We start from the raw sequence: 20,074 nt of genomic DNA on the forward strand, positions 1-20,074 counted from the left end.
CGCCCCCAAGGGGAATTCCTGTGCGCCCGGAGTGACCGTGCTCGGCTCCGGACGCGGACGTCGCTTACGTGGCCGGGTCGGTGATGCGATCCAGTTCGGCCAGATCGTCCGGCTCGGGGTGCCACAGGGCCGCGGCGTTGGAGCGCACCTGCTCGGGCCTGGAGGCTCCGGAGATCACCGAGGCAACGCCGGGTTTGGCCGCCAGCCAGCCGATTGCCACCTGCAGCATGGACAGGTCCCGCTCCTCGGCGAAGTGCTGCAGGGCTTCGATCATGTCGAAGTCGGCGCCGGCAAGCCTGTCCGGCCGTCGCGCCAGCCGGGTGCCCTCGGGGGCGTCCTGCCCGCGCCGGTACTTGCCGGTGAGCAGACCGGAGGCGAGCGGGAAGAACGGCAGCAACCCGCCGCCGATGTGCTCCAGGGCCGGGATCACCTCGGCCTCCAGGCCCCGGCTGAGTAGGTTGTACTCGTTCTGGGCCGAGACGAACGGTGTCGTTGCGGCGGTGTGCGCGGTCCAGTCCGCATCGATGATCTGCCATCCGGTGAAGTTCGATGAACCCAGGTAGCGCACCTTGCCCTCGGCGACGAGTTCGTGCAAGGCCGCCAAGGTCTCGGCGACCGGGGTGTGTGGGTCGGGCCGGTGCATCTGGTACAGGTCGATGTGATCGGTGCCCAGACGGCGCAGCGAGCCCTCCACCGCCTTTCGGATATACCGCCGGGAGCCACGAACACCCCAGTCCGGCCCGTTCAAGCCGCCGGTGTCCATCCCGAACTTCGTCGCCACCACCGCATCGGCACGCCGGGAGCCCAACGCCTTTCCCAGCAGTTCCTCCGACTCCCCGGCTGTGGACCCGTAGGTGTCGGAGACGTCGAAGAACGTGATCCCGGCGTCCAGTGCCGCCCGGACCACATCCGTGACCCGTTCTGTGGGCACCGTTACCCCGAACGAGTTGCAGCCCAGCCCCACCACTGAGACAGTCAAACCGGAAGGGCCGAGTTGCCGGTACTTCATCGTGATCTCGCTCATACCCCACAGCCTAGGCCTACCGGCAACGCACGTACCCCGCGCGTGAATTTCACAGCACCTTCACCCGCGACCCGGAACACCGGCCCATGCTTACTGGTTGTAGTAGGTGGACGCACCATCCATCCCGGAAGGAGAGGGCGATGGCTGAACGAGCACTACGAGGCATGCTGATCGGCGCGAATAGTCTGGAGACCGAGGAGGGCGTGGAACTTGCCCCCCGGATCGAGGCGGTCTACGACTGCCCGGACGGGCGCACCCTGGTGATCCCTTTCGCCGCCGATGCCGATATCCCACCCGTGTGGGAGGCACCCGGTGGGGGCGAAGCCCTACTGCGCGATGCCTCCCGGCCCGAGCCGAAACAGACAAAACCGGTACGGACACACTGGGACATGCTGCTGGAACGGCGTACCGAGGCTGAACTGCAGGAACTGCTGGACGAGCGCCTGGCCCTGTTACGCAGCGGTCAGTTGCGCCGCCAGAGCGCCTGAGCCCATGCACGTAACCGCGAGGCGCGGGCCTGCACGCCCCACGCGGTCACCCGCCACAACGCTTCCACGACGATGGCCCGGTCCATCTTGGAGGTGCCCTGTTCACGCTCCACGAAGATGATCGGGACCTCCACGATCGGCCCCCCGCCGCGGTGCACTCTCCAGGTCAGATCGACCTGGAAGCAGTACCCCTGGGAGGCCACCCCGGCCAGGTCGAGGCCCCGCAGGGTATCGGCGGGGTAGGCCCGGAAACCGGCTGTAGCGTCGCGAACACCCAGGCCCAGGGCCACCTTGGCGTACCGATTTGCACTCCTGCTCAGCCACCGACGGTGCGCGGGCCAGTTCTGCACCGCTCCCCCAGGGGTCCAGCGTGACCCGATGACCAGGTCCACTCCCGGGGTGAGCGCCGTCAGGAGTGCGGGCAGATCCTCGGCACGGTGAGATCCGTCGGCGTCCATCTCCACCACCACGTCGTACTCGCGGCCCAAGGCCCAGGCGAACCCGGCCAGGTAGGCCGGGCCGAGTCCCTCCTTGCCGGCGCGGTGCAGGACGTGCACCTGTGGGTCGTCCGTCGCCGCAGCGTCCACCCAGGCCCCGGTGCCGTCCGGGCTGGCGTCATCGACGACGAGGACGTCCGCGCCCGGTACCGCCCGACGCAACTGGGACAGAGTCACCGGGAGCGAGGTGCGCTCGTTGTAGGTGGGGATGACCACCACCACCCTGGCGGCACTGGCGGTCACCGTGTCCCTTTCGTAGCCACCGCCCGCCTCGGAGCGCCGGCCCTCGACCCCTCCGACGTCCCCCGTCGGGGTGCGGAGCCCTGGCGGGTTCGCGCTGTCCCTGATCCGGCGGCCGCACGTCGGCTCGACCGCCCGGTAACGATGCCGGCCCCGAACAACAACAGAACCGCCCCGGTGGAGGCGATGATCGGCCAGTCCCCGATCCGGTCGGCGATCGTCAGGGTGGAGCGCAACGGCACCGTGGTCGCGAAGTGGTCCGGGGTGAATAGCTCGGTGCTCCGCGTGAGCACCCCGTTGGGCGTGATCACGCCGCTGACGCCCACGGTGGAGATCTGGATGGTGGCCCGCCCGTGTTCGACCGCCCGGAGCCTGGACATGGCAAGTTGCTGGGTGGATTCGGCGGTGAACCCGAAGGAGGCATTGTTGGTGGGCACCAGCAGCACCTCCGCGCCGGCAAGCACCGCCTCACGGTTCAACGCGTCGTAGGCCACTTCGAAGCAGATCGGGGTGCCCACCAGCACCTCCCGGTCCAGGGCGGGCGCCGGTACGGGCACGACGGCAGGAGCGGTGCCGCCCACCATGTCGGTGCGCACCAGGTCCACGGCCGGGGAGAACAACCGGGCGACTTCGCGCATCGGGATGTACTCAGCGAAGGCAGCCGGGATCTGCTTGGCGTAGGCGAAGGTATCGCCCTGCCCGGGCTCCCACAGCACCATCTCGTTGAACCTGGCGTCCCCGGTGTGCCGGTCGGTTCCCATCAGCAACGGAACGTCGCCGGCCCGGAGGACCTCCTCGACCCCGGCACCGGCGATCTCGTCCACACGCGGGTTGTAGTCGGAGGAGTTCTCCGGCCACACGATCAGATCCAGTCCCTCTCCGTGCTCAGCGAGGAGGTTGCGCGTGCCGGAGACGTGGTTGTCCAGCACCTCCCGGGCCTGGGCGAAAGCGTCCAGGCCCGGGGTGGCCACGTTCCCCTGCACCGCCCCGATCCGCAGGGTGCCCTCCTCGGCCTGAGTGGGCAGCGGGATCAGCGCCGAAACACCCACCAGGGCGAAGGCGGCGACCAACGCCCCCGGCCCGCGCACCAGGTCCATCCGCGCCAGCCGCACGACCGCACTGGCCAACAGGTACCCGATGCCGACCACCGCGGCCGAGACCAGCGGCGCACCCGCTACCGAGGCCAGCGCGAGCAGTGGGCCGTCTGTCTGGGAGAAGCCGAGGCGGCCCCAGGGGAAGCCACCGAAGGGCCAGACCTGGCGCACCTGCTCGGTGATCACCCACACCAGGGCGAACGGGATCGCGGCCATCAGGTGCAGGCGTTGCATGTGCGAGCCACGCCGGACCCACACCCAGATCGCCAGCCCCGCGCCGGTGATCAACGACTGTGACAGCGCCAGCGCCACCCACGGCACCGCCCCGACGGCGTAGTTGGCCCACCACACGTGCGGCAAGAAGAACCCCAGGCCCCACACGGTGCCCATCGCGAAGGCCCACCGGGCCGAGTCCCTCCGGATGGACAGCACCAGCAGCGCGACGCCGACGAAGGCCAACGGCCAAATGGACCGGTCCGGGAAAGCCGCGTCGGTGAGCACGCCGCCAAGGGCGGCCAGCAGCGACGCCGGGAGTCGGCGGGAGGTCGTGTGGGGCACCACCTGAGGATACGTCGTCGGTGCGCACCGGGGGGACGGCCAGCAGGAGCGCGCCGGTGCAGGGGCACCGACCGGCCCGCACATCCTTCGGTCCGGAACCGCAGGAGGGTTCACGTTTTCTATGGAACGTGCGGGCCTGGTCGGTCACTGCCTGCCTCAATGGGTCCCCAGCAGTACCAGAGAGAAGATACCTGCCCGACCCGGTTCCGCCAACCTGGTGTTCGTGCAGGTCAACAATGTCCACGCAGGTCAGGACGGGCGCAGGAATCGTGATCTGTCGGCGTGTCGCCGGATGGCGTGGCCCGGTGCCCCGGGCGGGCGGGATGTCACCAGGTGCCGTGGGCCACGATGCCCCGGCGAACCGTCCGGATCGCCTCGCGAGCGTTGGTCCTCAGATCCTCTTGCGGGGCAGCATGGGTCAACTGGTCGAGCACGTCCAGGACCTGCTTCGCCCACCGCACGAAATCACCGGCAGCGAGTTCGTCGGCTTCCAGCACATCCTCCAAGCCGCGGCCGGAGGCCCACCGGTACATGGCCCGGACCAGGCCCAGGTCCACCGGCTCGGTAGGGCTGAGGCCGCGATCCGCCTCTGCTGCGGCGATCTGCCGGGCGATGCGCGCGGTCCCGGTGACAGCCAGCGCCAGCACACCGTCGGGTGGGCCCGGGATCGGTGGTACGGCAGGTTCATCCGAGCGTGACTGGAAGAGCACGCCCGAGACCACCGCAGCCAGTTCCGCCGGGTTCAGCCCGTCCCACAGTCCTGAGCGCAGGCACTCAGCCAACACCAGGTCCTTCTCCGAGTACAGCCGGCGCAACCACGACCCCTGACCCGTCAGGCTCCACTCATCGTCCTTGTGCCGCAGATAGCCCAGCGAGAGCAGGACGTCACAGACGCGGTCGAAGTCGCGGGCGATGGAGGAGGTGCGGCCCTCGATCCGCTTCATCACACCCTCGTGCTCGCGGCGCAGTTTGTGCCAGCGTTCGAACCACCGGGCGTGTTCCTCCCGGTCCGAGCACCCGTGGCAGGGGTGGGCACGCAACTGCTTCTTCAGCGATCCGAGAGTGTCATCGGTGGCAGCGGTGGAAGGAACCTTGGCGCGGGCCTTCTTCATCGTCGCCGGGTCATCATGGGCCAGTGCACCCAGTGCGGTGCGCATCGCCGAGCTCACGTCCCGCCGTTCCGCGGGCTTGCGCGGGTTGAATCCCTTCGGGATGCGGATCCGGGTCACCGCGGTGGTCCCGTAGGGCAGGTCCGCACCGGAGAGCTTGCGCAGTCGTGCATCGGCGGTGATCACCGACACCACCGGCCCGTCCAGGCTCGGAGCCGAGGGGGCCTCCAGCACCACCACGTGCCCGGAGCGGCGCCCGGAGGGCACCTGGATCACATCCCCGCGCCGCAGTGTGGCGGCTAGGTCGGAGACCGCCTGGCGCTGGGCGCGCGAACGCGCCCGGGACAACTCCGACTCCCGGTCCGAGATCGACCGACGCAGGTCCATGTACTCGGCGAAGTCCCCCAGGTGGCAGCGCATGGACTCGGCGTAACCGTCCATCGCCTCGGTGAGCCGCCGGGCCCGGCGGGCCAGTCCCACCACGCCGCGGTCAGCCTGGAACTGGGCGAAGGAGGTCTCCAGGACCTCCCGCGCCTGGGCGTAGCCGGCGCGGGCGATCAGGTTGACAGCCATGTTGTAGGTGGGCCGGAAACTGGAGCGCAGCGGGTAGGTGCGCCGGGAGGCGAGGCCGGCCAGCGCCACCGGGTCCAAACCGGATGAGTACAGCACGACGGCGTGTCCCTCGGTGTCGATACCGCGTCGCCCCGCTCGGCCGGTCAACTGGGTGTACTCCCCCGGCGTGACTTCGGCATGGGTCTGCCCGTCCCACTTGGTCAGCCGTTCCAGCACCACGCTGCGGGCCGGCATATTGATCCCCAGTGCCAGGGTCTCGGTCGCGAACACCACCTTGACCAGCCCGGCGGTGAACAGCGCCTCCACAGTCTCCTTGAACACCGGCAGCATGCCGGCGTGGTGCGCGGCGATCCCGTTGCGCAGCGCCTGGGACCAGGACCAGAAGTTCAACACCTGCAGGTCCTCGGGAGGAAGGTCGGCGCAGCGTTCCTCGATGATCGCCGCGATCCGCTTCTCCTCCGCCACGGTGGTCAATCTGATCCCACTGGCCTGGAGCTGGGCCACCGCACCCTCACAGCCGGCCCGGGAGAAGACGAACACGATGGCCGGCAGCAGTCCGGCGCGGTCCAGTTGCTCCACCACGACCGAACGCGGCGCGGGGCGCACCACCGGGCCCCGGGGACGACGGCCCGGGTGGCGGTTGCGGCCGCGGGAACGGTGGTCCCGAGGCCGTTCGGCGGTGCGGATCGCCTCGATCAGATCCGGGCTGATGGGCGGGTCCACCCCCGGGTCCGTGGGATCGACGTCGTGGGCGTACAGATCGTGCATGCGTGAGCCGACCATGACGTGCTGCCACAAGGGGACCGGACGGCGCTCGGCCACGATGACGGCGGTACCGCCCCGCACAGCGGTGAGCCACTCGCCGAACTCCTCGGCGTTGGAGACCGTCGCGGACAGCGAGACCACTTGCACGTCGCCGGCCAGGTGCAGGATCACCTCCTCCCAGACCGGGCCGCGGAACTTGTCCGCGAGATAGTGCACTTCATCCATCACCACGAACCCCAGGCCGGCCAGAGTGGGTGAGGAACCGTAGAGCATGTTCCGCAGCACCTCGGTGGTCATCACCACCACCGGCGCCTCGGAGTTGATCGAGGTGTCCCCGGTGAGAAGTCCGACCCGTTCGGTGCCGTACTCGCGGGCAAGATCCAGGTACTTCTGGTTCGACAGCGCTTTGATGGGGGTGGTGTAGAAGGCCTTGCGACCGGTGGCCAGTGCCAGGTCGACCGCGAACTCCCCCACCACCGTCTTGCCCGCCCCGGTGGGGGCAGCCACCAGGACTCCGTGTCCGTCCTGAACCGCCAGGCACGCCTCGCGCTGGAAGTCATCCAGTTCGAACTCCATCCGAGCCTCGAAGGTTCCGAACTGGCTACGTTCGATCCGTGCCCTCGCCCGTGCGGCGGCATATCGTTCGGCAGGACTGGCCATACTCACCACCCTAAGTGCCGTGGCACCCCGCTGCCGTGCCCGTAGCGCCCGAGCGGCTTCAACGCCGGTGTGCCGGGCGCCGTGGCGACGATTCCGGGCTGGGTGCCAGCAACGGCACCGCCCGAGGCAGCACCTTCGCCGTCAGCGGCAATGCGAACAGGTCCTCTCCGTCGCCGAACGCTCGCGGCGGGGGGACCTCTCCCCCGGGCTCGAGGGTCACCTCCCGCGCCCGCACCACGTGTACGGCCGGGTGCGACAGGTGCGTACCGTTGTACAGGCGCGGGAAGATCCGAAGAATCTGGCGCCGGTTCAGCGTGTCGGCGATGACCACCTCCATCAAGCCGTCGTCGAACTCGGCGTTCGGGGCGATCTTCAGGCCGCCACCGAACGTGGGCCCGTTGGCCAGTGCCACCAAGGTGGCGAACTGGGTGCGCACCTGCCCATCGATGGTGATCCGGTAGTGGTACGGCGTGAAGGTCGCCAGTTCCGCCACCACTCCGCGCAGGTACCGCGCCGCACCACCGGGCCAGCGGTAGGTGTTCGCCCGGGCGTTCACGGCCGCATCCAGGCCCGCGGAGAGCACACAGGCCGTCCAGCGCGGTACCCGGGCCGGAGCGACGGTGGAGTTAGTCGCGATCGCGTCGATGTACCGGGGTCCCTCGGCCACGGCCTGCAGGATCATCCGTACTGCGCCGGGTACGTCACCGACCGGGACGCCCAGCGCGCGGGCCAGGTCATTGCCCGAACCAGCCGGCACCAGACCGAGCGCGACACCGGTACCGGCGATCGCGTTCACGCCCAGGTGCGCCATCCCATCACCACCGACCACCACCAGAGCGTCGACGGTGTCCAGGGCGGCCCGGGCCCGGGCCAGGGCGTGCTCGGCGTCCTGACCGCTCAGGTCCACCGTACGGACGCCGTTGGCGCTCAACGTCGCCATCACCTCGAGGCCCCGTGCCTGCGCTCGCCCGTTCCCGGCGGTCGGGTTGATTACCACACCGACGGTGGTCACACGGGTGCCCTGCAGCCGGGAACGGGCCCACTGGGCTGGGGACGACTCACGCCGGGGCGGTGCCCGAACCGGTCCCGCGCGGAAGTTCCTCAACCGGGTCGTCCGCGGCGGTCTCTGCTGCACCGCCCCCGGCTATCTGGCCGGCCGGTTCGACCGACCCCTCACCCACGGTGCCACCGCCGCCTGGTGCGCCGTCGTCGTCGCGTGTTCGGCCTTGTGCTGGTCCCTCGTCCCCCGGCCCCTCGGCCGCTGAGTCGTCCGCGGCGGCCTTCTTGTCCCTGCTGCGGTCGCGCAGCACGCACACGCCCACCGCGATGAAGTACAGGATGATCACCGGGATAGCCATCAGGATGAAGGTGACCGGGTCAGCCGTGGGGGTCGCCAGTGCGGCGATGACGAAGATCAGGATGACTGCCCAGCGCCACCCCCGCAGCCACGTGACGCCACGCACCACACCGAGGAACGTCAGTGCCACCATGATCAGCGGCAGCAGGAAGGCGAACCCGAAGATCAGCACGAACTGCATGACGAACTTCAGGTAGACGGTGGCGTTGATGAAGTTCGAGGCGGTATCGCCCGAAGGGGTGAACTGGGTGAGCAGCCGGACCGTGTTGGGTAGGGCGATCCACGCCATCGCCACCCCGCCGACGAACAGCGGGACACCGGCGCCCACGAAGCCGACCGTGTAGCGCTTCTCCTTGGTGGTCAGGCCCGGGTTGATGAAGGCCCAGACCTGGTACATCCACCACGGGCTGGACAGGATCAGGCCCAGCGTCAAGGAGACCCGCACCTTCACATCCAGTGCGGAGGTGACGTCCTGGAAGTTCAGTTGCGCGCTCAGGCCCTCGGCCTGGAGCCGCTCGATCGGCTCCTGCATGATCACCAGCACCTGATCGGACAGGAACCAGCCCGCGATGGCGCCGACGAGGACGCCCACTGCACCCAGAATGAACCGCCGCCGCAACTCCTTCAGGTGGGCGGACAGGGACATCCGTCCCTCAGGGTCGCGGCGCCGGGTGTTGCGCTGCGCCACTCCTACTTCGGAGGCTCAGCGGGTGAACTGGTGTGCCGGGTTGCCTGCGGTGGCTGGTACGTGCTCGCCGTGGGCTGGTCGTAGGAGATGGTGGCGGTACCGGAGTCTTGCTCGGACTTGGCCTCACCATCTTCCTGGAGTTCGTTGACCTCCTTCTTGAAGATCTTCAGCGACTTGCCCACGCTGCCGGCCAGGGCTGGGAGCTTGTTCGCCCCGAAGAGCAGCACGATGACCAGGAACAGGACGACCCAGAAGGCCGGATTGCGCAACATAAAGGATCCCTCCACGACGAGGCGTATTTCCACCCAGTCTACCTGCCGAGTGTATCCCCCGTTGACCGGTGCCGTCAGTGTCGCTGAACGAACACGTCGTGAACTCCCCGGCCCGCTCCTACCCCGACCGCTCCGGCAACGCCGGTCTCAGAACGGCTGACCCAGTTCCCGCCATCGGGTGTAGGTACGGGCTCTGCGCTCGGCCTTGCGATCTCGCCGGATCTGCCTGACCTCATGACGCAACCGCGCGAATCCCTCGCGCTGGGCGGCATCGGCGAAGACGTCCGAGGTGAACACCGGGTCGGGGTGGGCCTGCTGCAACTGCGCCACCTGCACCGCCAGGCGACCGGTGACCTCTGCGGCCCGGCCGAACTCGACCAGTAGCGGCTGGATCGAGCCCCGCCACAACCGCCATCCCAGGTAGGCGAGGAAGGCCAGCGCGCCCAGGATGAGCACCGTCCAGATCGCGAACCACATATCCCGCAGTCTAGGCGCCCCCGGCCATGCGCGGGTCCCACCGCTACTGACCGGTGGCTGCCGCGTCCTCGTCGTAGGCTCCCAGCGCCTGGCGAGCGAAGGCGGACAGTTCCGCGGCGACCTCGGGCGGGCTCACCGCCAAGACGTCGGGGCCGAGGGATAGGACCAGGTTGCGCAACCAGGACGGGTCCACCACATCGATCTGTACGGCGAAGCGGCCCTCGCCGAGTTCGGTCACCCCGGCCACCTCGAACTGTTCGGCTACCCACCGGGCCCGGGACGCCAGTTCCAGGCGGACCCGCCAGCGCGCGCTGGCCAGCTCCGGATCGGGTGTGTCGGCGGTGTGCAGGTCGGAATGGTCGGCAGCCGATGCCTCCAGGACCTCCAGGTCCAGGATGCGGTCCACCCGGAACTGGCGCAGGTCCTGTGCGCGGTGGCACCACGCGTGCAGGAAGTAGCGCTGGGAGTCGGTCAGCAAGCGCAACGGGTCCACCGTGCGATGCGAGACCACGTCGGCAGCCGAGACATATCTCAGGTGAAGCTGGCGGCCCTGTTCGATCGCGATACGCACCTGGTCCAGCCGATCATCGATCCCGTCGGATCCGGACCGGCCCGTGCCTACATCGATAGACCGGGCCGCGTGCGCGGCGCTCCCGGCAGCGGCGGTGAGCTTCTCCAGCGCCGAGGCGACCACCTCCTGCTCCCCCGCCCCCGCGGTCTCGGCCAGGGAGCGCAACGCCACCAGCAGCGACACCGCCTCGACGGCACCGAGTCGCAACGGGGTCTCCATCCCCTGGGGCTCGATCAGGGTGAGGATGTTGCGCTCATGATCATCGGCGGCGAAGTCGATCAGGTCGTTGTGCTGATACCCCGGAGTACCGGAGACCCACAACGTGTCCACGTCCTTGAGCACCTGGGCCTCGCTGACGCCGAAGTGCTCTGCGACCTGGGCCACCCTCACCCCGGGGTGATCGTCCAGATAGCTCACCAGAGCCAGCAGACGCACCACCCGGTCCGCGGAGTTCTCAGCCCGCACGGGGTACTCCGTCCTGCCCGGGGTGGACGTGCGCGATCGCCCGGAGCCGTCGCAACACCGCTTCGCGCACCTGCGGCGGATCCAGCACCACCACGGCCTCGCCGTACCCGGCGAGCTCCTCCGCGATCAGTTCGGGGTCGGCAGCGTCGATCTCCAGCACCTCTCGCCTCCCCTCCGGGTCCGGCTGCGCGGGGGCGGTGGCCCTGACCCGCAGCGCTGCGGCCCGCTCGGGCAGTACCCCCACCCGGACCCGGGTGCGCGGGGCCTGGTCCCGGCCAGCCTCCGGGCCGGGGATGACGACGACACCGGCCGGCCCTTCCCGGTGCACGCGCCCGGCAATACGGGAGAGCCGGAAACGGCGCTGGGCGTCCCGGTCCCGGTCGAATCCGACCAGGTACCAACCCCGGTCCTTGGCGAACAATCGCCACGGCTCCACGGTGCGCCGGGCCACGGTCCCGGTGTTGGCCGCCCGGTAGTCGAACTGCACGGCCTGGCGGGCCATGATCGCCTCCAGAAGTTCGTCGAAGGCAGCATCGGGGCCCCGTACCCGGAGCGCCAGGGCGGGCTCCAGTTCCTGGGCGCTGGCGCTGGTGGCCCGCAGTTTCGTCAGGCCGCGCTGGGCCTGGGCCGATAGTCGCGAGTCCTGCCACACCCGGGCCGCGAGCGAGAGCACCCCCACTTCCGCCGGGGTGAAGTCGACCGCCGGCAGTGCGTAGGCGGTGGTGTCGATGCGATAGCCGACATCATCCTCGTGGGTCGGGTCCGTCAGCGTGACCAGGGGCACGCCCAGGCTGCGCAGGGTGTCCTTGTCCCGCTCGAACATGCGCTCGAAGGACTCATCCGACCGGGCATCGGCGTACCCGGCCACGCCCGCACGGATCTGCCCCTTCGTCATCCGGTGGGTGGTGTGGGACAGCGCAATCACCAGCGCCAGCAGCCGTTCGGCGGCGTCCAGGCGTGCACTCATACCCCCAGGCTAATGCCGAACCTGCGGGTGGAGCACCGCAGCCCTGGCTCGAAACCGTGCCCGTGAGGCGCCAGTGCGCCGGTCATCACAGCCCGGGAGCGCCGGGAAGCGGGTAGGTTGCCCAGGTGATCACGTGGCGCGAGGGTGTGGTGACCGAACTCGGTCGGGCCTGGACCGGGTCGATCGAGGTGCAGGTGAGCGTGGGCGATGAGACGCTACGCGCCCTCGCCTACCCCGATCTGGTGGGACATCCGCGCCCGGGCGACCGGGTGCTGCTGAACACCACCGCCCTGGCCCGCGGCCTGGGTACCGGCGGATACGCCTTCGTGGTGGCGCTCCCGGATCGGTTGCCCCCGGATCCACCGCCCGGACCCGGCCACATCATCAAGTCCCGCTATACCCCGCTGCAGACTATGGTGCTCGCGGCCGATGAGCAGGAGTCCCCGTTCCATTCCCAATTGGCTGACGCGGCTGACCTGAACGGTCTGCCGGTGGTGGTGGCGGACCTGCACTCCGCCCTCCCGGCGGTGCTGGCCGGCGCCCGGTGGGCGGCCGGACAGGCCGGTGCAGCCAGGCCCAGGGTCGCCTATCTGATGACCGACGACGCCGCGCTGCCGGTGTGGTTCTCCCGCGCCGTGGCAGGCTTGCGCGAGGCAGACTGGCTGATCGGGACCATCTCGGTGGGGCAGGCCTTCGGCGGAGACCACGAAGCGGTGAACGTTCACACCGGCCTCCTGGTCGCCCGGCACGTGCTGGGCGCAGATCTGGTGGTCGTGGCCCAGGGCCCCGGGAACGTGGGTACCGGGACCGCCTGGGGCTTCTCCGGGGTGGCCGTGGGCGAGGCCCTGAACGCCGCCGCGGCTCTCGGTGGCGCCCCGGTGGCGGTGTTGCGGGTCTCCGGCGCCGACCGGCGCACCCGTCACTACGGCATCTCGCACCACTCCCTGACCGCGCTGACCAAGGTGGCGCTGCGTCCGGTGCACATCCCGGTTCCGGTACTGCCGGCCGCGTTGGCCGAGGTGGCCGATCGAATCCAGGAGCAGTCCGGTGCGCTGACCGCGGCGGGGCACCGCCTGTATCCGGTCGGCACCGACGGGCTCTCCGAGGCGCTGGCGCAGAGCCCGGTACCGCTGTCCACCATGGGACGTGGGTTGGACCAGGACCCGGCCTCATTCCTGACCGCGGCGGTGGCCGGGGTCCTCGCCCACACCCTCAGCGGCGGTGACCAGGGCCGATAACCGGGCGGCCTCCTGGCGGGCGTAGGTCCCATCGGCGCGCTGGACCGCCATCACCGACAACGTGGTGCCGTCAGCGATGTCCAGTTGGACCCAGGACCGGTCCCCGAAGTGCACCGAGACGATCCGCTGCCAGGGCAGGTGGTGGCGCAGCACGATGTTGTACACCCGCAGCCCCTCGGTGTCGGGGACGGCGCGGATCGCCAGCACCCGGAGCAGGAAGCTCACCACCAGGGCCAGCACCAGGACGACCGAGAGGATCTGGGCGGAGTAGTCACCGGAGAACTGCACCAGACGCACGATGATTGCTGCGGATCCGGCGATGCAGGCCACCAACAGGATGGGGATGATCACGCGCGTGGCGCGCGGCCGGAAGGGCCGGTACGGATCGTCCTGGCGGGACATGGTGCGTTGCGACCTCCTGCTCCATCGTGCATCCGTGGCTGCCGGGACGCATCCGCAGCGGCCACCTGCTCGTGCGCAGCCCGGGCGGGATGGTGCCGCTAGATCCTGCTGGCGTGGATGGAGGTCACGATGATGGCCCGGGCACCCACCTCGTAGAGCTGATCCATGATCTGGTTGGTGCGGTCCCGCTCCACCATCGCCCGGACCGCCACCCACCCCTTGTCGTGCAGCGGCGAAACGGTGGGTGATTCGAAACCGGGCGTCACCGAGACCGCACGCTCGACCACGCTGACCGGGCAGTCATAGTCCATCAGGACGTACCGCTGGGCCACCTGCACCCCGTGCACGCGACGATCCAGGACCACCAGCCCGGGAGCCTCCGGCCCGGCCGGGCGGATCAGAACCGCCTCGGACTGCAGGATCGGCTCACCGAATACCTCCAGTCCCGCGGCTCGGAGCGTGGCCCCGGTCTCGACCACATCGGCCACTGCATCGGCCACCCCGAGGCGCACGGTCGACTCGATCGCCCCGTCCAGCCGGACCACCTCGGCCTCGATGCCCCGGGCCCTCAGGTGGTCATCGACCAGGGTTGCGTAGGAGGTGGCGACGCGTTTACCGGCGAGGTCGGCCACGGTTGCGATCTGGTCGGCCGGGGCGGCGAACCGGAACGTGGAGCCGGCGAAGCCCAGCGCACGGTGTTCCACCGCGTCCACCCCGGAGTCCAGCAGCAGGTCCCGGCCCGTGATGCCCGCGTCCACGGTTCCGGCCCCTACGTAAACCGCGATGTCGCGGGGCCGGAGGAAGTAGAACTCCACGTTGTTGTCGGGGTCGGGCAGCACCAGTTCGCGTCCGTCGCGACGCTGGCGGTAGCCGGCCTCACGGAGCATGTGGCTGGCGGGCTCGGCGAGAGATCCCTTGTTCGGGACGGCGATTCGCAGCACGCGTCTCTCCTTGGTCAGCGCCGGGTGGTCACAGGTGGCGGTAGATGTCGGACAGGGTCAGCCCGCGGGCGAGCATCAGCACCTGAAGGTGGTAGAGCAACTGGGAGATCTCCTCCGCGGTGCGTTCGGCACTCTCGTGCTCGGCCGCCATCCAGGCCTCGGCAGCCTCCTCGATGACCTTCTTCCCGATCGTATGCACACCGGCATCCAGGGCCGCCACCGTGCCCGAACCTGCCGGGCGGTCGGTAGCACGTTGCTGCAGTTGATCGAACAGCTCCTCGAACGTCTTCACGGAAGCCCAGCCTACTGCGCTCAGCGCCACTGCGTGGTGTAGGCCTCATCTGCTGGGACGGGCTCGTCGAGCAGTCCCACCTGGTCCATGAACTCGGCCATCTCCTCCCACGCCTCCGGGTCCTGCGCGCCGAACTCTCCGGTGCCGTAGAGCTCGACCATCGCCTCCGCGGTGAGCAGTGCCGCTGCCTCATCCTGGTCGGTCATGGTCCCGGGGATGTGCGCGCTGGCAGCGTCCACGGCTACCTGCGGATCGGCGCGGATGTCATCCACCGCTCGTTCCACAGCCCGGATCAGACCGGGTCCGGCCTCGGAGTGGTCGTTGAGCCACTCCTGCGAGGCACCCAGTCCGACGCTCACCAGAGGGAGCACGTCGGGATCAGCGATCGTGCGCACCGGGAAGTCGGCGGTGGCGAAGGCAGCGGCGTCGGCGGTGACGAAGCCCACCACGGCGTCCACGTGACCCTCGGACAGCGCGTTGAACAAGGTGAAACCCACGTGCTCGATGTTCACCTCATCCTCGCTCAGACCGGCGCGGTCCAGGTAGCCCAGGAGCCCGAACCAACTCTGTCCGAAAGGCCCGGGAACCCCGAGGTTGCGCCCGGCCAGATCAGCGACCTCGGTCAGTTCGGAGTCGGCCGGCACAAAGATCTGCACGGGGTAGTCCTGGTAGATGGTGGCCAGCGACACCACGTCGGTGCCGTGGCTGACCGCCTGCAGGATCTCATCGTTCCCGGCGATCACCACGTCCTCCTCTCCCGCTTCCAGAGCGCCGAACAGCGACTCCGAGGCGCCGTGGTGGCGCAGGTCCACCTCCAGACCCTCGGCCTCGAAGTATCCGGCGTCCTGCGCCAGGTAGAACGGCGCGAACTGCACATCGGGGATGTAGGTCAGCCCGATGGTCACCTCGGTCGACTCCGCGGCGTCGGGTTGCTGCCCGGCGCCGGCTCCCTCCACATCCCCCGGCCCGGACTGTCCGGCGCAGCCGGCCAGCACGGCGACGGCGAGTGCGGCCGCAGCGATCGTCCCCCGGGCGCGGGTGGTACGCCGTCGGACCCGGTGGCCGCGGATGCGGGGGCGGGAGCGGCGGAGGGCGGCGGGTGCGTTCATGGTTCTCCTTACCAACGCAGTCGTCGTTCTAGGTAGCGGATCGCGAAGAAGAAGGTCATCGCCAACACGGACAGTGCGATGAGGACGGCGAACAGGCCGGCGGTGTCCTGCCGGTCCCGGTAAACCGTGAGCAGCATCCCCAGACCCTGACCGCCCATCACGAACTCCCCGACCACAGCGCCGGTGACGGACAGGACGAAGCCGTTACGTACCCCGGCGAGCAGGGACGGCAGCGCCAGCGGTGCCTCGATGTGCCAGAGCAACCGGCCCCGGCCGGCTCCGTCCACCCGGGCCGCATCGATGACATCGGGGTCCAGCGTGGTCAGGCCGAGGGTCGTGTTGATCAGGATCGGGAAGAAGACCAGCAGGGCACACAACAGAGCGATCGGCACCAGGCCGTACCCGATCCACAGCACCAGCAACGGCGCCAGCGCCACGGCGGGGATCGCCTGGGTCGCGGCAACGTAGGGTCCCAGGGCGGCGGAGACAGCCGCCGAGCGGGCGATCAGGTAACCCAGCGGCACCGCGACCATGAACCCGATGAGACACCCCAGCAGTGCCTCGGCCATGGTGGTGGTGGCGTATCCGGCCAGGCCGCCCTCACGCCACTCGGTGAGCAGCCGCGGGCCCAGGGCGCTGGGCGCTGGCAGGGAACGGGAGTCCAACGACCACGCGAGGAGTTCCCAGCCCAGCAGCACCGAGATGCCGGCCACCACCGGGGCCAGGACGCTCAGCGCGGGTCCTGCTCGGGGCGCCACCAAGGTGACGGTGCTGCGGGCCACGGCGGCCTCTCCTTCCCAGGCGTGACCCGGGGTCCGCCTGGGTTGCGCGGCGCAACCTCGGCCGGCGCCGATACGTATCGGCGCCGCGTGCATCCTCCCATCCGGACTTTAACCGTCGGTCCCGGAATTCCACCAGGTCAACCGCCCGCCGCACGAATGCGTCGGCCGGGTCGCGGACTATCACCGCCGGTTCGGATTTTCACCGACCCCGGAGCACGTCTCTTGCTGGCCTTAGTGTGCCACATCCGGGTCCGGTTGTGCCCGCACGGCGCTTTCCCCGGGAGGCCCGTCAGGCCGGGTAGGCGGCGGTGGCGAGGTCGCGCAGGGCGGCGATTTCCGCGTTCGGGTCCGCGGCCCGGTACACCGCGGATCCGGCGACGAACATGTTCGCACCGGCGCCGGCGGCCTGGGCGATCGTGTCCCGGGAGACGCCGCCGTCCACCTGCACCCACACGTCCAGGCCGGCTTGCTCGATCGCACGTCGGGCCCGGGTGATCTTCGGCAGCATCGAACTCAGGAACGGCTGGCCGCCGAACCCCGGTTCCACCGTCATCACCAGGACCATGTCGAACTCGCCGAGTAGGTCCAGGTAGGGCTCCACCGGGGTGTCGGGTTTCAGCGCGATCCCGGCGCGCGCACCTGCTTCACGCAGCCGCCGGGCCAGCCGGATCGGGGCGACGGACGCCTCGGCATGGAAGGTGACCGAGGCCGCACCCGCCTCGGCGAACTGCGGCGCCCAGGTGTCCGGGTCCTCAATCATCAGATGAACATCGGCCGGGGTGGAGACGTGCTCCAACAGTGCCCGTACCACCGGTAACCCGAACGTCAGGTTCGGGACGAAGTGGCTGTCCATGACGTCCAGATGCACGAAGTCGGCGGCGCTGATCCGTTCGACCTCCTCGGTGAGGCGGGACAGGTCCGCGTTCAGCACACTTGGTGAGATGAGGATCGCCATGGCTCGCCAGCCTACTTCCTCGACCGGCACCTCATGGCCGTGGCCGTCACCGCCGGATCAGTGCCAGGAACATCGCGTCGGTGCCGTGCCGGTGCGGCCACAGTTGCGCCATCGGCCCGGTGAGGTCACCGGGCGGGGTGACCGAGACCCGGCCGAGCGCGGCAGCGGCGTCCAGCAGCGTGGCGCCGGGGAAGTCTCGCAGCACGTCGGTGACCACCACACTGGTCTCGGCCATATGCGGGGAGCAGGTGACGTAGGCCACCACTCCCCCGGGACGGACGGCGCGCAGGGCCGAGGTGAGCAGTTCGCGCTGCAGGGTGGTCAGTGCGGCCAGGTCCTGCAGGGTGCGACGCCACCGGGATTCGGGCCGACGGCGCAGCGCCCCCAGGCCGGTGCACGGCGCATCGACCAGGACGCGGTCGTACCGACCGGGCTCGGCGGTGCCCACGTCGCGACCATCACCGGTGCGCACCTGAAGTCCCGGCAGTACGCCTCGCACCGCCCGCACCGAGTCGGCCACCAGCGCCGCCCGGTGCGGGGCCAGTTCGTTCGCGGTGAGCACGCCTTCGGGCGCGCGTTCGGCGAGCAGGGCGCCCAGGAGTGCGGATTTCCCGCCCGGGCCGGCGCACAGGTCCAGCCAGGTGGAGTCGGTGCCCTCCAGATCGGTGTCCGCAAGGGCCAGGGTGACCAGTTGGCTCCCCTCGTCCTGTACGCCGACGGTGCCGGCGCGCACGGCGGCCAAGGCGCCAGGGTCCCCGGAGGCCAGCATCTGCGCCGTCGGCGCCCACCGGCCCGGTGTGGCGGTGTCGGCAGGCAGGTCCCCGGGAACGGCCAGGCCGGGACGCAGGCACAACGAAACCGCGGGCGCGGTGTTGTTGGCCGCCAGCGCCGCCTCGACCTGGTCCGCGCCGGCCTCCGGTCCCAGTGCGGCCCGGATGGCCCGGACCACCCAGGCCGGGTGGGAGTGGACCATGGCGGCGGCGTCCACGTCCAGTCCGGTGTCCGTGACCGGGCTGGGCAGTTGTGTGAGCCAGTGCTCCAGTGCATGTTCGCTGATCCGGCGCAGAATCGCGTTGACGAAGTTGCCCGGGCCGGCCCCGATGGAGCCGCGTGCCAGGGCGACGGACTCCGAGACGGCGGCGTGGTTCGGCACGCGCATGGCCAGGATCTGGTGGGCGCCCAGCCGCAGCACCCGGGCCACCGCCGGGTCCAGGCTCCTGGCCGCCCGGTCCGAGACCAGGCCGATGATGGCGTCATAACGGCCCTGCAGTCGCAAGGTGCCGTAGGTGAGTTCGGTGGCGAACGCCGCATCACGCCCGCTGATTCCGCGTTCGCGTAGTAACGGTGGCAACACCAGGTTGGCGTAGGCGTCGGACTCGGCGACCGCCGTGAGCACCTCCAGTGCCACCACGCGCGCGGGGGAAGCCTGTGCGCGCGGATTCCGGCTGCCTGCACGGGGCCCGGGCGTACCGGACGTGCCCCCGCGGCTGGGCCGGCCCGAGGTCTGCCGCCGGTCCCCACGCCTCGGCCCACCTCGCGCGCCGTCCGGCCCCCTTCGCGGCCCGGGCCGGCCGGTGCCCCGGCGCCCGCGGTGCTCCTCAGTCATCATCGGTCCCCTCGAACCGGGCGTCGCTGGGCAACCTGGCTCCGCGGGCCCAGTCGGTGGCATCCATCCATCCCTTACCGGCCGGCGCCAGATCGGTCAGGCGCACCGGGGTGGAGGCGGTGCCCACCAGCACGGCCTGCGCGCCTGCCTCGAGCACCCCGGGCGCCAGGGCAGCGGCTTGCGCATCGGGACGGACCGGCCCGATCTTCATCCGGCGGCCCTCATAGGTCGTCCAGGCCCCGGGTGCCGGTGTGGTGGCCCGGATCTGCCGGTCCACCACCTGTGCCGGCGCGCACCAGTTGACGTGCCCGTCGGCGGCACTGAGTCGTGGGGCGTGACTGACCCCGGTCTCCGGCTGCGGAACCGGCGAAATGGTGCCGGCTTCGATTTCATCCAGGGTGCGCACGAGCAGCGGCGCACCCACATCGGCCAGCTCGGTCAACAGCTCTCCCGCCGTGTCCCAGGGGCGGATCGGATGGTCCTGGGTGAGATACACCGGGCCGGTGTCCAGCCCGGCCTCGATCCGGAAGGTGCTCACTCCGGTCCGGGTGTCCCCGGCCCGGATCGCGTGCTGGACGGGAGCAGCACCGCGCCAGGCCGGCAGCAGGGAGAAGTGCAGGTTGACCCATCCGTGGGGCAGCGCGGACAGGGCGGGCTCGCGCAGCAGCGCGCCGTAGGCGACCACGGCACTGATCTGGGGTTCCAGGGCGGTGATCTGTGCGAGTTCATCCTCGCCGTGGGGCCGGTCGGTGGTGACGACCGGTAGACCGTGCTCCGATGCTGCCTGGTGTACCGCGCTGGGGGTCAACCGGCGGCGCCGCCCCACCGGCGCGGGAGGGCGGGTCAGGGCGCCGACCACGTCGTGGTCGCTGTCCAGCAGGGCACGAAGCGTCGGCACCGCCACGGCGGGAGTCCCGCAGAACAGCACGCGCATCGATCTCGCC

Annotated in this window: 20 protein-coding genes and 1 riboswitch; of the genes, 2 read left to right on the forward strand and 18 right to left on the reverse strand. The window is 70.0% G+C overall.

Annotated features, from left to right (window positions below; genetic code table 11):
• Positions 1-64: 64 nt before the first annotated feature.
• Entirely contained in the window at positions 65-1,024 is a 960-nt protein-coding gene (locus ACO0LU_RS08970; RefSeq protein WP_424791025.1) for an aldo/keto reductase, read from the reverse strand.
• 140 nt (positions 1,025-1,164) lie between these two features.
• On the opposite strand from ACO0LU_RS08970, the gene ACO0LU_RS08975 reads away from it, so the two are divergent.
• The gene (locus ACO0LU_RS08975) at positions 1,165-1,512 is read left to right on the forward strand and encodes an RNA polymerase-binding protein RbpA (RefSeq protein WP_424791026.1); all 348 of its coding nucleotides are present in this window, start codon (positions 1,165-1,167) and stop codon (positions 1,510-1,512) included.
• On the opposite strand, the gene ACO0LU_RS08980 is transcribed toward ACO0LU_RS08975, so the two are convergent.
• The 9 genes from ACO0LU_RS08980 to ACO0LU_RS09020 form a co-directional block, all read right to left on the reverse strand.
• The gene (locus tag ACO0LU_RS08980; protein ID WP_424791027.1) at positions 1,488-2,252 is read right to left on the reverse strand and encodes a polyprenol monophosphomannose synthase; all 765 of its coding nucleotides are present in this window, start codon (positions 2,250-2,252) and stop codon (positions 1,488-1,490) included. The two genes, ACO0LU_RS08975 and ACO0LU_RS08980, sit on opposite strands and share 25 nt — an antisense overlap.
• Positions 2,249-3,901 (reverse strand): apolipoprotein N-acyltransferase, encoded by a 1,653-nt coding sequence (gene lnt, locus ACO0LU_RS08985; protein ID WP_424791028.1) that lies wholly within the window; start codon positions 3,899-3,901, stop codon positions 2,249-2,251. The genes ACO0LU_RS08980 and lnt overlap by 4 nt, the downstream gene beginning before the upstream one ends.
• Before the next feature lie 326 nt (positions 3,902-4,227).
• Complete coding sequence (locus ACO0LU_RS08990) at positions 4,228-7,008, reverse strand: DEAD/DEAH box helicase (RefSeq protein ID WP_424791029.1); 2,781 nt, start codon at positions 7,006-7,008, stop codon at positions 4,228-4,230.
• Between the two features lie 58 nt (positions 7,009-7,066).
• Positions 7,067-8,020 (reverse strand): diacylglycerol/lipid kinase family protein, encoded by a 954-nt coding sequence (locus ACO0LU_RS08995; protein ID WP_424791030.1) that lies wholly within the window; start codon positions 8,018-8,020, stop codon positions 7,067-7,069.
• A gap of 46 nt (positions 8,021-8,066) precedes the next feature.
• Positions 8,067-9,053, reverse strand: a complete 987-nt coding sequence (gene tatC, locus ACO0LU_RS09000) for a twin-arginine translocase subunit TatC (RefSeq protein ID WP_424791031.1) — start codon at positions 9,051-9,053, stop codon at positions 8,067-8,069.
• Between the two features lie 2 nt (positions 9,054-9,055).
• A complete protein-coding gene (gene tatA, locus ACO0LU_RS09005; RefSeq protein WP_424791032.1) occupies positions 9,056-9,325 on the reverse strand; it encodes a twin-arginine translocase TatA/TatE family subunit in 270 nt (89 codons plus the stop codon).
• Positions 9,326-9,472: 147 nt separating this feature from the next.
• On the reverse strand, positions 9,473-9,802 hold the full coding sequence (locus tag ACO0LU_RS09010) for a hypothetical protein (RefSeq protein ID WP_424791033.1): 330 nt from the start codon (positions 9,800-9,802) through the stop codon (positions 9,473-9,475).
• A gap of 43 nt (positions 9,803-9,845) precedes the next feature.
• Positions 9,846-10,838, reverse strand: coding sequence for a helix-turn-helix transcriptional regulator (locus ACO0LU_RS09015; protein WP_424791034.1), 993 nt, complete (start codon positions 10,836-10,838; stop codon positions 9,846-9,848).
• Positions 10,828-11,805, reverse strand: coding sequence for a helix-turn-helix transcriptional regulator (locus tag ACO0LU_RS09020; RefSeq protein ID WP_424791035.1), 978 nt, complete (start codon positions 11,803-11,805; stop codon positions 10,828-10,830). Before ACO0LU_RS09020 ends, ACO0LU_RS09015 begins: the two co-directional genes overlap by 11 nt.
• A gap of 125 nt (positions 11,806-11,930) precedes the next feature.
• Here ACO0LU_RS09020 and ACO0LU_RS09025 point away from each other — a divergent pair, with 125 nt between their 5' ends.
• Positions 11,931-13,043, forward strand: coding sequence for a DUF3866 family protein (locus ACO0LU_RS09025; RefSeq protein WP_424791036.1), 1,113 nt, complete (start codon positions 11,931-11,933; stop codon positions 13,041-13,043).
• On the opposite strand, the gene ACO0LU_RS09030 is transcribed toward ACO0LU_RS09025, so the two are convergent.
• The 8 genes from ACO0LU_RS09030 to fmt form a co-directional block, all read right to left on the reverse strand.
• Positions 12,975-13,445 carry a PH domain-containing protein gene (locus tag ACO0LU_RS09030; RefSeq protein ID WP_424785951.1) on the reverse strand — a complete coding sequence of 157 codons (471 nt, stop codon included), beginning with the start codon at positions 13,443-13,445 and terminating at the stop codon, positions 12,975-12,977. The two genes, ACO0LU_RS09025 and ACO0LU_RS09030, sit on opposite strands and share 69 nt — an antisense overlap.
• A 98-nt stretch (positions 13,446-13,543) precedes the next feature.
• Positions 13,544-14,386, reverse strand: coding sequence for an ATP phosphoribosyltransferase (gene hisG, locus ACO0LU_RS09035; protein ID WP_424791037.1), 843 nt, complete (start codon positions 14,384-14,386; stop codon positions 13,544-13,546).
• Positions 14,387-14,414: 28 nt separating this feature from the next.
• Complete coding sequence (locus ACO0LU_RS09040; protein ID WP_424791038.1) at positions 14,415-14,678, reverse strand: phosphoribosyl-ATP diphosphatase; 264 nt, start codon at positions 14,676-14,678, stop codon at positions 14,415-14,417.
• A 20-nt stretch (positions 14,679-14,698) separates the two neighbouring features.
• The gene (locus ACO0LU_RS09045) at positions 14,699-15,787 is read right to left on the reverse strand and encodes an ABC transporter substrate-binding protein (RefSeq protein ID WP_424791039.1); all 1,089 of its coding nucleotides are present in this window, start codon (positions 15,785-15,787) and stop codon (positions 14,699-14,701) included.
• Between the two features lie 8 nt (positions 15,788-15,795).
• A complete protein-coding gene (locus ACO0LU_RS09050; protein ID WP_424785955.1) occupies positions 15,796-16,569 on the reverse strand; it encodes an ABC transporter permease in 774 nt (257 codons plus the stop codon).
• 84 nt (positions 16,570-16,653) lie between these two features.
• A riboswitch (FMN riboswitch) is annotated at positions 16,654-16,789 on the reverse strand.
• A 69-nt stretch (positions 16,790-16,858) separates the two neighbouring features.
• Positions 16,859-17,524, reverse strand: a complete 666-nt coding sequence (rpe, locus tag ACO0LU_RS09055; RefSeq protein ID WP_424791040.1) for a ribulose-phosphate 3-epimerase — start codon at positions 17,522-17,524, stop codon at positions 16,859-16,861.
• 46 nt (positions 17,525-17,570) lie between these two features.
• Positions 17,571-19,130, reverse strand: coding sequence for an RsmB/NOP family class I SAM-dependent RNA methyltransferase (locus ACO0LU_RS09060; protein ID WP_424791041.1), 1,560 nt, complete (start codon positions 19,128-19,130; stop codon positions 17,571-17,573).
• The gene (gene fmt, locus ACO0LU_RS09065) at positions 19,123-20,064 is read right to left on the reverse strand and encodes a methionyl-tRNA formyltransferase (protein ID WP_424791042.1); all 942 of its coding nucleotides are present in this window, start codon (positions 20,062-20,064) and stop codon (positions 19,123-19,125) included. Before fmt ends, ACO0LU_RS09060 begins: the two co-directional genes overlap by 8 nt.
• Positions 20,065-20,074 lie beyond the last annotated feature (10 nt).

It is taken from the genome of Pseudactinotalea sp. Z1748 (assembly GCF_049725185.1).
GTDB lineage: Bacteria > Actinomycetota > Actinomycetes > Actinomycetales > Beutenbergiaceae > CALKWS01.